The 13,196-nt window shown below is 43.8% G+C and carries 16 protein-coding genes; 7 read left to right on the top strand and 9 right to left on the bottom strand.

All coding sequences use genetic code 11. From position 1 onward, the window contains the following. The first annotated feature begins 24 nt into the window (after positions 1 to 24). On the top strand, positions 25 to 654 hold the full coding sequence (locus RCO25_RS29530) for a recombinase family protein (RefSeq protein ID WP_308999661.1): 630 nt from the start codon (positions 25 to 27) through the stop codon (positions 652 to 654). 23 nt (positions 655 to 677) lie between these two features. Then, positions 678 to 887, top strand: coding sequence for a hypothetical protein (locus RCO25_RS29525; RefSeq protein ID WP_308999660.1), 210 nt, complete (start codon positions 678 to 680; stop codon positions 885 to 887). A 536-nt stretch (positions 888 to 1,423) separates the two neighbouring features. On the opposite strand, the gene RCO25_RS29520 is transcribed toward RCO25_RS29525, so the two are convergent. Continuing rightward, complete coding sequence (locus RCO25_RS29520; RefSeq protein WP_308999659.1) at positions 1,424 to 2,011, bottom strand: hypothetical protein; 588 nt, start codon at positions 2,009 to 2,011, stop codon at positions 1,424 to 1,426. Positions 2,012 to 2,068: 57 nt separating this feature from the next. On the opposite strand from RCO25_RS29520, the gene RCO25_RS29515 reads away from it, so the two are divergent. From RCO25_RS29515 to RCO25_RS29495, 5 genes are all read left to right on the top strand, one after another. Beyond that, positions 2,069 to 2,764 (top strand): HNH endonuclease, encoded by a 696-nt coding sequence (locus RCO25_RS29515; RefSeq protein WP_308999658.1) that lies wholly within the window; start codon positions 2,069 to 2,071, stop codon positions 2,762 to 2,764. 315 nt (positions 2,765 to 3,079) lie between these two features. After that, the gene (locus RCO25_RS29510) at positions 3,080 to 3,754 is read left to right on the top strand and encodes an ankyrin repeat domain-containing protein (RefSeq protein ID WP_483874732.1); all 675 of its coding nucleotides are present in this window, start codon (positions 3,080 to 3,082) and stop codon (positions 3,752 to 3,754) included. Between the two features lie 70 nt (positions 3,755 to 3,824). Then, a complete protein-coding gene (locus RCO25_RS29505; RefSeq protein ID WP_308999657.1) occupies positions 3,825 to 4,484 on the top strand; it encodes a phosphoribosylaminoimidazolesuccinocarboxamide synthase in 660 nt (219 codons plus the stop codon). Between the two features lie 104 nt (positions 4,485 to 4,588). Then, complete coding sequence (locus RCO25_RS29500) at positions 4,589 to 5,254, top strand: HAD family hydrolase (RefSeq protein WP_308999656.1); 666 nt, start codon at positions 4,589 to 4,591, stop codon at positions 5,252 to 5,254. Between the two features lie 93 nt (positions 5,255 to 5,347). Next, positions 5,348 to 5,920: a hypothetical protein gene (locus RCO25_RS29495; protein ID WP_308999655.1), complete on the top strand. Its 573-nt coding sequence runs from the start codon at positions 5,348 to 5,350 to the stop codon at positions 5,918 to 5,920. 207 nt (positions 5,921 to 6,127) lie between these two features. On the opposite strand, the gene RCO25_RS29490 is transcribed toward RCO25_RS29495, so the two are convergent. From RCO25_RS29490 to RCO25_RS29455, 8 genes are all read right to left on the bottom strand, one after another. After that, a complete protein-coding gene (locus RCO25_RS29490; RefSeq protein WP_308999654.1) occupies positions 6,128 to 6,820 on the bottom strand; it encodes a DUF3885 domain-containing protein in 693 nt (230 codons plus the stop codon). Positions 6,821 to 7,507: 687 nt separating this feature from the next. Beyond that, positions 7,508 to 9,013 (bottom strand): response regulator, encoded by a 1,506-nt coding sequence (locus RCO25_RS29485; protein ID WP_308999653.1) that lies wholly within the window; start codon positions 9,011 to 9,013, stop codon positions 7,508 to 7,510. Then, positions 9,013 to 9,675 (bottom strand): sensor histidine kinase, encoded by a 663-nt coding sequence (locus RCO25_RS29480; protein ID WP_308999690.1) that lies wholly within the window; start codon positions 9,673 to 9,675, stop codon positions 9,013 to 9,015. The genes RCO25_RS29485 and RCO25_RS29480 overlap by 1 nt, the downstream gene beginning before the upstream one ends. Positions 9,676 to 9,678: 3 nt before the next feature. Then, positions 9,679 to 9,888: a HAMP domain-containing protein gene (locus RCO25_RS29475; protein ID WP_308999652.1), complete on the bottom strand. Its 210-nt coding sequence runs from the start codon at positions 9,886 to 9,888 to the stop codon at positions 9,679 to 9,681. A 35-nt stretch (positions 9,889 to 9,923) separates the two neighbouring features. Next, positions 9,924 to 10,766 carry a cache domain-containing protein gene (locus RCO25_RS29470; protein ID WP_308999651.1) on the bottom strand — a complete coding sequence of 281 codons (843 nt, stop codon included), beginning with the start codon at positions 10,764 to 10,766 and terminating at the stop codon, positions 9,924 to 9,926. 171 nt (positions 10,767 to 10,937) lie between these two features. Then, entirely contained in the window at positions 10,938 to 11,855 is a 918-nt protein-coding gene (locus RCO25_RS29465) for a hypothetical protein (RefSeq protein ID WP_308999650.1), read from the bottom strand. Between the two features lie 287 nt (positions 11,856 to 12,142). Further along, positions 12,143 to 12,682: a nucleoside deaminase gene (locus RCO25_RS29460; RefSeq protein WP_308999649.1), complete on the bottom strand. Its 540-nt coding sequence runs from the start codon at positions 12,680 to 12,682 to the stop codon at positions 12,143 to 12,145. A 148-nt stretch (positions 12,683 to 12,830) separates the two neighbouring features. Next, a partial coding sequence (locus tag RCO25_RS29455; protein ID WP_308999648.1) for a hypothetical protein occupies positions 12,831 to 13,196 on the bottom strand: 366 nt, incomplete at its 5' end.

Genomic DNA, 13,196 nt, shown 5'->3' with positions numbered 1-13,196 from the left:
GCTGTGAAGGGAGAATTAGGCGACATGCAAATATACGGTTACGTCCGTGTTTCAACTGCCGACCAGAATACCGAACGGCAGCTCATTAAAATGCAAGCACTCGGGATCGCGGAGGAACGGATCTACATCGACCGGCAATCCGGAAAAGACTTTAACCGCCTACGCTATCAGGCGCTGCGAGTACAGCTTGAAGCAGGAGATATTCTCTATTTAGATTCCTTAGACCGTCTCGGTCGTGATTATGACGGGATCATTCATGAATGGAGGCACATCACGCGCATCATTGCCGCTGATATTGTTGTGCTGGACAACGAGGAACTGTTCGACTCCCGCAAGTTCCGGACGATGGGAGACATCGGGAAGCTGCTTGAGGACCAGCTGCTCTCAACGCTGGCTTATGTGGCTGAGCAGGAGCGGAAGAAGAACAGACAGCGCCAGGCAGAAGGGATTGCTGCAGCAAAGGGACGGGGCGTGTACAAGGGTCGTCCGAAGCGGTACAATGAGAAGCATGCGGGCATCAATCACACGATCGACCTCTTTCTAAAACGGCAACAAAATGGCTATACGATTAAGAAAATTTGTGAAATCACCAAGATCGGCCGCAGCAGCCTATATCGTGAGCTTCAGGAGCGAGAGCCGATCGGGAGGAGATGACGGTCTGTTTAAGGGGTAATTTAATGAAGAACAAATGCTACATTGGAAAAGTCGTTATTCATAAGCAGTTATATGTAACTTACGGACCTGATAATGATCGTTACTTAGAACTGTTACGAATTTCATCTTTGACTGAGGTAAGAAAAGACATAGAGGATATTTCTGAAGAAATGGGAATACCGATATTGACAGTTTTGACTGTTCAAAATTTAAAAGGGGGCTGTCTGATTTAGGATAGTCTCGCGAAAGTTCCAGCGAAGCTGTCATGAAGTGCCAATATGGGATACTACCCTTATATTAAGGTTATGATGTTGGTTTATAAAAAAGTTTGATCAAAATACGTCTTATTATGTTGACTTTCCAATATAAAAGAGCCTGCTTTTGAAAAAAAGTTTGATCAAAACAGGCTCTTTAAATATTTCACGAGAACGATTTTTATAAAAATGTTTGATCATTTTCTACCTTTGTTCTTCAACAATCACACTCAGATTGCGGTAGATTGATGTACGTCATGTTGGTGGAATTGGTCTTCAACTCGTGCATTAAAATTTTGAAAGGCACTACCTGCCACACCGTGTTGAGGATGATGCTGTGGCAGTATCTATTCCGTGCCCTAATCAGTACTGACTCGTATGATGCACAGCAACATTGAACCGCGTGCTGATTCTCCATAATGTGTGCTGCAAGCAGGAGACTCCTATATGTATGGACCCGGAACACAACCGCCGTTATCAACGTGCAGTCTCAGATGGTATATCTCCCGTATTCCTTAGGGTTTCCGCTTTTTAGAACGCTTATGGGCAGGCTTTTCGATCACCAATCCGCAGATAAAAATGAACCATGCGGTCATCCCCTGATAAGCTATTAATGCACCGAAAAATTTCGGCGCATGCACCAGGTCCACAAGACTGATAACAATGGTAGTAATTGGGGTTACAAGTCCTGCAAATCCAAGAAATATCCCCATGCCACGACTCAAACGACTCGGACTTCTTGGAATTGACCCTTTAGGTATACCTATTCCAAGCAGACCAACAAACAGCCACAGCGTCACAATCCACATCGTCCAGCCAAGGCCTAAACCTACTTGGGTCAACAAGTAAAGGAATGGGGCCGTCAAAATCAGCACTGCCCCAAGTATCCCACCTGGATCAGACGCCTTTGGATCATATTTTATTCTTGGTAACTCCTTCCGAGGTCTACGTGCCTTTGGTAGTGCCTCAGCAGCTGAACCAAGTGGTAAGGCGCGTGCCTTTGCAGCAGTCGCTTTTGTCAATACATTTCGACGCTCTAGAATCTCTAAAGCCTCATCTCTTGCAGCACGTCTATCATACTTATCCGGATCAAGTCTAGACATGAAACCATCGATCTCATCAAGTACCCATGGCTCATGACCTCGAGGCCGAGTTAAAGAATGTACGAAGACAAATTCGGGATCAAGAGAAGAACTTCAAATGGACACATCCGGTTATTCGTTCCTAAAGAAGCATGGGTTGGCAAAGTAAAGAATCTCGGAGCGTTGAAGATCAACAATAACGGAGAATGGAAAATACTCCATAGGGGGTTGCAGCCACTCGACGATTTTGAGATCCTGTCGATCTACAACGCGGAAATAAGAGGCCTTTACAACTATTTCATGCTTGCAAATAACGTCTCTGTACTCGGTAAGTTTCATTACATTATGAGCTTCAGTATGTATAAGACATTTGCAAGCAAATATAGAACCTCCGTTTACAAGATTCTAAACAAGTACAAAGTCAATGGTGTCTTCTCGATTCGCTACCGAACCAAAAACGGAATAAAGACTTCTATGCTCTATAACCAAGGCTTTAGACAGAATTTAAACAATGTCCAAAAGCACTTGGCCGTAGATTACGAACCAAATACATGGGCTTTCAAAGGAAGAAGTAGCCTTATCCGTAGATTGGTTGCCGAAACCTGCGAATGGTGTGGATGTTCCGGGATGCCTTTGGAAATGCATCACATAAGGAAATTGAAGGATGTAAAAGGCAAAAATAAATGGGAACGGAAAATGATCGAAAGAAGACGTAAAACAATGGCCCTATGTATCAAATGCCATGACGACCTTCACGCAGGAAGATTAGATTAGGTAGGTGGAGAGCCGGATACGCTGAGAGGTGTACGTCCGGTTCGGGGGGGAGTGTTTGGAAACCTTCCATAACAACTATGGAAAGGCGCCGGGCGCTTACCCTACGATATTAAAAAATTTTACAAATAAGTTTATCTTTTTTTAAGAAATTGTTTAGAAGGGGTTTGAAATTAAGTGTTACCATAATTTAAGACGAAATAACATAGTTTAAATACAAAAATACAAAATATATAAGGAGGAAAATTTTTATGAAAAAAACTTTTTAATTCGCCCGTTAGAATGTAACTGAAAAGGAGGATGCCGGGCGTGTATTATATATGGAAGTGGTTGGCAGTAGCAATAGGTTGCATGTTTTTGCTACAGGGATGTGCCTCATTTGATAAGGGGGAGGAAGTAGTGAACGAGAAACTATTTCAAGCAGTAAAACGTGGCGAGACGGATACCGTAATAAGACTGATTAAGGAAAGAGTTAATATTAATGTACAGGACTCAAATGGACAAACTGCCACTATGCTCGCAACTTATAATAATGATGTCACAACTGCAAAAGTACTTATCGAGGCAGGAGCAGACGTCAATATTCAGGATGACATGAAAAACAATCCCTTTCTGTATGCTGGTGCAGAAGGATTTATAGATATCCTAAAACTTACAATTAAAGCATGTGCCGATCCAACGATCACTAACCGGTATGGAGGAACCGCTTTGATCCCTGCTTCTGAACATGGATATGTAAGTGTCATCAAAGAACTTCTTACCAATACCGATATTGATGTTGATCATGTTAATGATCTTGGTTGGACGGCTTTATTAGAAGCCATTATTTTGAATAATGGAAACGAAAAACAGCAGCAAACAGTACAATTCCTTATAGATTATGGGGCAGATGTGAACATTCCTGATAAAAACAATGTAACTCCTTTGCAACATGCACGTGAGAAAGGTTTTAAAGAGATTGAACAAATTTTGTTAAAAGCAGGAGCAAAATAGCCAGATTGTATAAATTTCAATCAGTAGTAGACACTAATGTAAATATGTAAAATTACACTACAATCATAAAATGAGGAGACTACAAAATGAACTCGGATTGACATTAGTATTAACAGGTCACAGTAGTGCTAACGCCCGAGAAAATCATAATAAACATTATCAAGTTCATGACAAAGAAAATCATAGTAAACAATGGCAAAAACGATCTGCTAAAGAGACTAAAAAGGAACATAAATTAACCAAAGGTCAGGAAATGGCAAACATTATCGTTGACCAAGGCCTAATCGACAAAGAGACCTGGGGGTATTTGCAAAAAATCGCGTTCTCGCTCTTTGCCAGGGGCACAGAGATCGCAGCTAGGAACGGATTAATCCTTGTAGATACCAAATATGAATTCGGTATTGATGACAAAGGAGAGATTCTTCTCATCGACGAGATACATACACCCGATTCTTCCCGCTATTGGATTAAAGAGACATTCGAATCGAGGTTAGCCGAGGGCAAGGAACCGGAGAATATCGACAAAGAATTCCTGCGACTTTGGTTCAGGGAGCATTGCGACCCTTATAAAGATAAGATTCTGCCTGCCGCACCTGATGACCTTGTCATCGAACTGTCGCACCGCTATATACGCCTCTTCGAAATGATCACCGGCAAGGAATTTTCCGTCGATGGTACGTATTCTGTAAAAGATCGGCTTAAAAAGAATTTAAGTGCTTATCTTATCTAAGCGACATTAACCAGATAGGGCGTAATTCGAAATTTCGGTGCACCAAATTGCAGACAGTTTGAATACGCTCATGGTTGGCGCAGCTGCGAAAGGAGAACGATACAATGAAAAAGTTCATACTCTTCGATCATGATGGTGTTCTGGTTGATACTGAATTCTGGTATTTCAAAGCGGGAGAACGCGCTCTGGCTGACATTGGATTTACCTTGGATAAAGATCAATACCTCCGCGACATGACCCAGTCATTAGGCACGTGGTCTCAAGCTAGGGCGGCAGGTATTGATGAACAGACCATCAGCAAGCAGCGTGAGGTCCGCAACGTCTATTATCAGGAATATCTAAGAACAGAAGCCATAGAGATTGAAGGCGTAGTTGAAACTCTAGCCGAACTGTCAAAGTACGTCCGCATGGCCATCGTGACGACTGCCAAACGTGCGGATTTTCAACTTATTCATGAAAAGCGCCAGATTAGACAATTCATGGAATTCGTCCTTGTTCGCGAAGACTACGAGCGCACCAAGCCGCACCCGGAACCATACTTGACCGGCCTAAAGCGCTTCGGAGCTACCAAAGAAGAGACTCTGGTTGTAGAGGATTCAAACAGAGGGTTGAACTCAGCCGTGGCGGCTGGTATCGACTGTGCTATTGTCCATAACGACTTTACAAAAACACATGACTTCTCACAGGCCAGCTATCGGATCAAGACTCTGACTGAACTAAAGGACATTATCCTGAGCAGCCACCCGACCCGTAGCTCTTCATGTTCGTAACCTTGTTTCGAGCCATAAGATTGGCAATCCGATAACGAAGTCTTTCCTGATATCTGCCCATACGCGTATGCTTATGTGTTTTGGAAACAATCGTTGCTCAAGTTAGATCATTTTTACAAAGAGAAAAGAGGGAGTGATATAACTTCCTGGAGAAAAGGAAGATTAACGGCCACAGAGCTAATAGAAGATGTTGTTGAAGCGTACATAAATAATCTTTTCGATTACTCCAATCTTAAAGTCATCGAAAATAGAAATTTGGTTCATTGGATCATAAATAAAGTTACGGCACATATATGCTTAAGCTATTTCAAAGAGTGGCTTAATATTGCAAAACAGAGATCAAAGAATATAATCGTTCCTACTAGTGCTGAAATAAAAGGAATGAAAGATAGATGTATTCCAGAGATGGCTTTTAGATTTCATCCTGACATGGCAAAAAAACAGTCTGTAGAATTTTATTATGAGACGAAAAATACTTTGCATTCGTTAATGGACAGATCGTTCGGTGAATGCCCGCACGAAAAGAAGTCAATTCGATCGAGTTTATATTCGATGAAATCCTACGGCCCGTTAGGTGCATCAATGATGTACAACTCACATATGACCGAGGAAAACAAAGAGCTTCGTCAATATGTCGATCAGTATGTATTGAGATTGACATTATAAATTGCATAATCAACAATGGGAATCCGTGCAAGTATTTTTTTCTTGTTTTGCTTATTCTCGTAGGGAATGGGATCAAGTTCTTGTCATCCGACATCCGACAACACTATAGCCAAGAAGGTTTATTTCAACCTATAGACATATGTACAAAATACGAGTTTTGTGAAATAGTAATGAAGTTTGCATAAATCTCATCCTTCAATTTTCATATTACTGTCGGATGTCAAGAACTTGATAGAAAACTTCATCAAATGTTTTATTAATGGACTCCCTATCATAATTTAATATCCAATCGTTGTATTCAAGAAAAATATCTTTAATTCCTGAAATTGAATTTGAAATCACATCGCATCCACGATCATCATAAATATGATAAATTGTTCCTCTTCTAATATTGAGAAAAAAAACATCGTGATGAATTGCAGGCTTGATCCCTACATCTTGGTTACAAATAGCTTTAATTAAATTGAGATAATCTAGCTCATTAACTTTACAATTGATCATATATCTAAAAGTATTGTCTATTTCGTCTGGTATTTCATCTTCATCAGCAAAGACATCGGGAATAACATTAAGCTTTAGATTTCTTAATAAGTGCTTACTCTTAATGTATTTTCGATATAAATTTACCCTTTTAATTTTGTTCTTTAGGTTATAAGCAAAAATAGCATTTGTAACAAGAATAATTTCATCATTTTTCTCATTGATAGCTTTGAATAACTCAATAGCTCGTTTATATACACGTTCCATATAGTAATTCTTATCTAAATCATACGCACTTGAATCTCCAAGTTCAAATCGAATTCCTACATTCAAGTTGTAGAATAAAGGTGGCCTCAGAATCAAATTTGGAAAATGGTTACTCATAAATTGATCATACGTCGTCATTTTGATTTCACCCACTTGAATTATACTTTCCACCCATTGTATATAACGATTTTCAACTTCGCAATTCTCTATACCTGAAATAATTGCGGGATGATTAAACTATTCTGCCCTTTAGTTGAGTACCGGCAACCATTCACTTAAATACATAAAATAACCTCCCATTAGGCCTAATAAATCTAGGTTTGCTTCTAATGGGAGGTTTTAATCGTTTGAATTGCACTAGTGTTACCCGTTAGTTCAACGTTTTATTACGCCCAGGGTACTCGTCTACTACTTCCCAGTTCTTAAATTGATGGAGTCGGACTGCGCTAAATACAACAGAAAACAATCCTAATCCGCCACTTATAATATAATGTATAGTCTTGTCAATATCGCTTTCGAGTGACTGAAAACCCATGTAAAACGATGGAATTGCTATAAGGGCACCAGCTAAAATGAACACATACCTTCTTGAACTAGACCTTTTAATTTTTCGTATAAAGTGGTCATAACAGGTTTTACATACTGTTTCCCGCTTGCCGACAAGTGCGGGGTCTTCATCGTTTCCACTAATCCGTGCGCTGCAACCCGAAGCTGAAGCACCGCAACCTTCCTTTCAAATACTTCTCGGGGCATATTTGCAAGCAGCCTCTACTTCTTCAAATCGCTTGGCGCTACGCCCCAATATTTGCGAAACACCTTGGCAAAATAACTAAGATCCCGCTAGCCTACCGCGCTGGCTGCATCATACACCTTGGCATCGCCAAGCAGCAGCTCCTTGGCCCGCTCCATCCGCCTTGACAGCACGTAGCCCGAGAACGATTCTCCCGTTTCCTTCTTGAACAGACGGCTTAAATAAGACGAATTCACATACAGGCGCTCCGCAAGGGAGTGCAGACTGAGGTCCTCGGCCAGCATCTGATCGACAGTCGCAAGAATACGTTTTATCAACTGATGGCTTGAGCTTCTCCGCTCCTGCTCCAGATAAGCGCCGATATGTCCAGTCACCCGCCTCGCCCACTCCATGATCTGACTGCGGGACACCAGCCCCTCCAGCGACAGGAAATAAGAATAATCATGTCCCAGCACCTTCTTCAGCGCCCAGCCCTGTGATTGAATAATCCGAATAAATACGCCGCTCAAAAAAAGCAAATGCTCATAAGCAAGCTCGGATGAATCCGCCTCTGCAAAGGCGCTTTCTACATACCGATCCATTAACTCGGATGCGTCCCCCGTATACAAAGCCATTTCCAACTGCCGCTCGAACGCGGTGTCGAACTCGACCGGTCGCTCGCTCTGCCTGACCTCTAGATAGGGAATGGCGATTTCATGTCCATAAATCGCTCTCTCCTGCAAAGCTCGGCATGCCTGTTGATAGGAGCCAGGCACATCCTTTAAGCCGCATACTGTCCCTATGCCTACACTCGCCGTCAGCTTGAGACACTCCTTCACAACACTGAGAAGCCTGGTTATCCTTCCGTTCATTCGTTTTGACAGATCACCCTCGGGTTCACCTGACTGGCTTGCGAACAGCAATACCGTTGAGCCATTGGCATCACCGAACACACGGCATTCCTCCGATGGCATACATTCCTTAGCGATTCGGTCCAGCGAGAATTGCAGCAGCGGTATGTCGGCTGGGGAAAACCGCGATTCGCTCTCCGACAATGGATCAATCTCGCATACGGCAACGGCATAGCTACCGCCTACTTGCAGCTCCATATTCAGCTCCCGAACATGCTTATGCAGCTCCCATTCGGCATAGCGATTCGTCAACCAACTGCGCAGGAAATCCTCCTGAAGCTGAGGCAGCCTGCTCTGCCACATCCTATGAAGCTCGCTCAGGCTGTGCTTCTCCGACAGCTCTCGCCGAATATCCTCCGCAACCTCCACCACCGTATGCAGAATTTCTTCTTCGCCAGCCGGTTTAAGCAAATATTTGCTCACGCCAAGCCCGATCGCGCGCTGCGCATATTGGAAATCTTCATGTCCGCTCAGTATAATGATTCTGGTCTGCGGCTCCCGCTCAAGAAGCGTTGCAGCCAGAGTCAAGCCATCCATCTCCGGCATTTCAATGTCCAGCAGCAGAATATCCGGCATACGCCGCCCTGCGATATCCAGCGCTTCCCTGCCGTTTTCGGCCAAAGCAATAACCTCAATGCCATGGCGCTCCCAAGGTATGTTATTGGCCAAGCTGTTCAGAATTCGGATCTCATCCTCCACAATCATTAGATTCCCGTCTCTTCGCCTCCCCATTCCTGTCTGCAGCGCTCTACCGGGAGCTTGATGCGTGCGATCGTCCCGGCGCCCTCCCCGCTCTCAATCGTAAACTCGGCAGCTTCTCCATAATAAAGCTTCATTCTCGCCTTCACGTTCAACAACCCAAAAAAATCCATACTCCGATCCGAGGCCGCATTCACGTCACCGCCTCCGCTCCGGCCAAGCGCTTCGCGAAGCCGCACCATCCGCTTCTCCCCGATCCCTTTGCCATTGTCGGACACCGTCAACATGAGCCATTCCTCTTCAACCTCCGCTGAAATACTCAAATCTCCGCCGGCCCTTCTCTTCTCCAGTCCATGTAGGATCGCATTCTCCACGAGCGGCTGCAGCAGCAGCTTAAGCACGTACAGCCCGCTGCTTTCTCCGATAGACTGGAATCTCACGGTGAACTGATCCACGAAGCGCAGCTGCTGCACGCGAATGTAATATTGCAGATGAGAGAACGTCTCTTCCACGGTGAAGGCTTCCTGCCCCTTGCTTAAGCTAAGCCGGAAGAAGCGGGACAGGTTCAGCACCATCTCACTAATCTCATCGGCGTCGTAATTTTTGGCGGACCAGTAGATCGAATCAAGCGTATTATACAAAAAGTGAGGGTTAATCTGCGATTGCAGAAACTAAAGCTCCGTCTTTGTCATCCGCAGCTGCTGCTCATATATATCCAGAATCAGATAACGCTGCTGCTCTGCTGTCTGATTAAACGCATCGGTCAAATAACCGAGCTCGTCTTGCCTGTTATTTGCCAGCTTCGCATCGAGATTACCGATGCGAAGCTGCTTCATCCCGTATACCAACGAGGAGATCGGCGAGGAAATGCTGCTGTACACAAGCCAGGAAATCCACACCGCAAGTAGACAGCTAATCAAAATAATCCAGTAGGAGAAAATTTGCAGCGGCCGCGATTTCTTATAGATCTCCTCTGTATCATTGACTGCTCCTCCTTCCTATCCGACAGATCAACACGTTGCTCCTTGGGCGCATTAGTGACAATGAGGCGTCCCGCATCGTCCAGCAGATAGACCTGTGAGGCCTTGCTGGGAACCAGGCTCATCAGATAGCCGAGCAGCAGCCGTTTCGGAACCGAGAGCATCAGCACATTCGTGTCCCGATCCCGGCTGTAAAGATCCATTCGCTGCATTAGAACAATTTGCTCCTCGTTGTACACGGGGTCGGCCCAGCCCGTCAAAGCTTCCTCGTGGTGATCCGGCAAATAAAGACTGTAAGCCCCGGAGGAGTGGACGACATCGGTATACCATTTTTCCGTTAACGCTTCCGGTCTGTACAGCGACCCTATTCTGCTCGACAGCATCCGTCTAGAGCTTCCGTGATAGACTGTAACCCCCGACAAATTCGGATTAATAGCGGTAATATTAACAAGCTGCAACATCACCTGAGAGAAATCATAGAGCGCATCCGGCGTAAGCTGATCCTCATTATGCTTCAAGCGGGAGGTGAGATTGCGGTCTGTCGAGAGCAGCGTAGACAAATTTTTGAGCCCATCCATCGTCATATCCACATAATTCAGAGCCGAGCTCATGGCGCTCATCGTACGCTCCCCAAGCTCCTGCTCCAGAATGCGCTGCGAGCGTGCATTGGCATACATGCTGAACAAGATAAGCGGGAGCAATATGACGATAAAATAACAGGTCAGCCTCACCTGAATCGACCCGCTGAATTTATTCCGAAACGCCCTGAGCCATTTCATAGTTATCCCTCCGTGCCGTACTGGTAGCTCCATTATAGTGGTTTACCCGCATAGCGGAAATAGCGCTCCCAAGGAGCGCTATTTCCGCTATGCTAGGCAAGGCCCGAACACCGGTCCGCGACAATAATCTTAATTAGCAGATTCGCTGACCGTTCCATATACCCTGCAGTTCTACTTATTTTCCGCGTACCAGGCATTAACCTCTGCTGTAATCTCGTCTCCGCCCTTCTTCTTCCATTCCGCAACAAACTCGTCGAATGCATCAATCGGCAGCTTGCCTACAACAATTTTCGTGAAATATTCTTCCTCAAGCTTCTGCAGGTCGGCTTTGTATGTGCCCATGCCAGGCGTCGGGACGCCGAAGAATTGATCACGAATCGCCACTTTTTCAATACGGTCAATGTTATCGTTAAGTTTGAATTCCATGCCAAGCGAATCCAGGCGGTCCCGTTCCTCCTTGGCGCCGTATGGTCGAATCGATTCACCCAGCGTTTGGCGGTAGATATGCTCGTTGTGCTTCTCGAAATCGGTTACGATCTTACCGTCCTTCATCGACCAGACCTCGTTCTCAAAACCAAGCAGCAGCGTACGGTAGCCATCGCCGTTCATGAAGTTGAGCATACGTACAACGGCATCAGGGTTTTTGCTTGTAATCGGCACTACGTTGTAGCCGGAAATATACCCATGACCCATCGTGCCTTGCTTGCCCTCCGGGCCAACCGGGAATTCGAGTGGAATCCATTCGGCGTCTGGCTCATTGTTTTTGCTGGTCAGAATCGGACCGCGCAATGCCCTTCTGAATGCCGAACGCGCCGACAAGCGGAGCCATTCTTGCTTGGTACGAAAAGCCGTACTGCTATCAATAACCCGGGTATTAGGATTCGTAATAAGTGTTAGGGCCTCTCGAGCAGCCTGGTCTGGTAGACACAAGAATACAATATCTGCTTCATTCATAAACTTTATTCGGATCTCGGGATCTTTCTTATGCTCCTCCGAAATCGATAGAAGTTCCACATCGTTTCGTTGGTTAAGTCTATCATGTATTTTTAGTCCAGTCGTCCCGTACTGGCCATCTACAAATACTTTCATAGCATATACCTCCGTACACATAATGAGTAATTATACATAATAACGTATTTATATACAAACTATTATTTCCCAATAATAGAAAGATTCTATCCAAAGAAACCACTCCATTGTTAGGAGTGGCTTTGTTTTTATATGCTGATATAAAATTTGTGGTCAAACTGTATTTTATGTTTAGATACATTACGGTTAACCGTATCATAATCTCAAAACGTTTGCTGCGCTATCCCGCCAGTTAGCTGAACAATCGTACCCGGTAGTTCAATCGCCAGGGACAAGTCTTTCGTAAATTAACGTTCCGTGTCATGGATCAATTCTTTATTCCAATGATTATCAGTGTAACCCCGATTATTATTCCATTCGGCTAACATTTGTCTTTGCCTAATCTCTAAATCCGAGTATGGAGCAGCCATAATTTCAATGTCACTAAACAAATCATTATAAATAGGTAACTGACTTGCTCCTTCCTTAAATTTTTTAAATGCACCAATATCAGCATCGTTTGCGGCCCATACTACCTTTTTAATCATAGAGAGTACAATTGTACCAGTACACATTGGGCATGGCTCACATGTTGTATATAATGTAAGCCCGTTGTTTAAAACAAATTTCTTACTTTCAATATTTAATATCTTATAACCAGCCTTTCTTATAGCGTCTACTTCTGCATGTGATGTTGTATCACAGCTTGAAAACACTCTATTTCTACCTCGACTAACAACTTTTCCGTCTGAATCAACAATAACTGCACCGATCGGAAATGTACCTTCATCTTTTGCTTTTTCAGCTTCTTCGAAAGCTAGTAGGAGGTATTCATAGTGTTTGTCCATTTTCAATCACCCTAACATAATAAATTCCAGTAAATATTTATTCCAGAAAAATATCTCCATTCCTTCAAATGGAGATCATTAAAATAGATGGGCTGCCATTTGGCAGCCCTCTCGATGTTGAACTATCGTTTCCCGTTAGCGGAATGAACTAACCTATACGTCTTCTTTTTCTCCATACGATAATCATTGTTAAAAGGACCAAGAAACAGATAACAGACAGTGTTACTATCCATGATTGTTCATGGGACTGATCTGATACATTCGTTGTAACTTGAATCGGTCCAAGTTTGGATGCCTTGACAAACTTATCATTTACCTTAACTGCTATTACATCTTGAGTGTCTGCCCCTTTAATTTCAAACAACAAGCTTCCCACAAGTTTTTCATTTGATTCGCCGTTCTTCTTTGGCATCGGAGTTCTTTGGCGCTTAATCTTTCCAATCTCATTGCCAATATCTTTGTTATCGACTTCCTCGGTGGAAAGTCCATATAGGAGATTATTCCAAGCAACGGT

Source organism: Paenibacillus sp. LHD-38, assembly GCF_031157315.1.
In the GTDB taxonomy this organism is placed as follows: Bacteria; Bacillota; Bacilli; order Paenibacillales; family Paenibacillaceae; genus Pristimantibacillus.
This window is presented reverse-complemented; position numbering and strand designations above follow the sequence as displayed.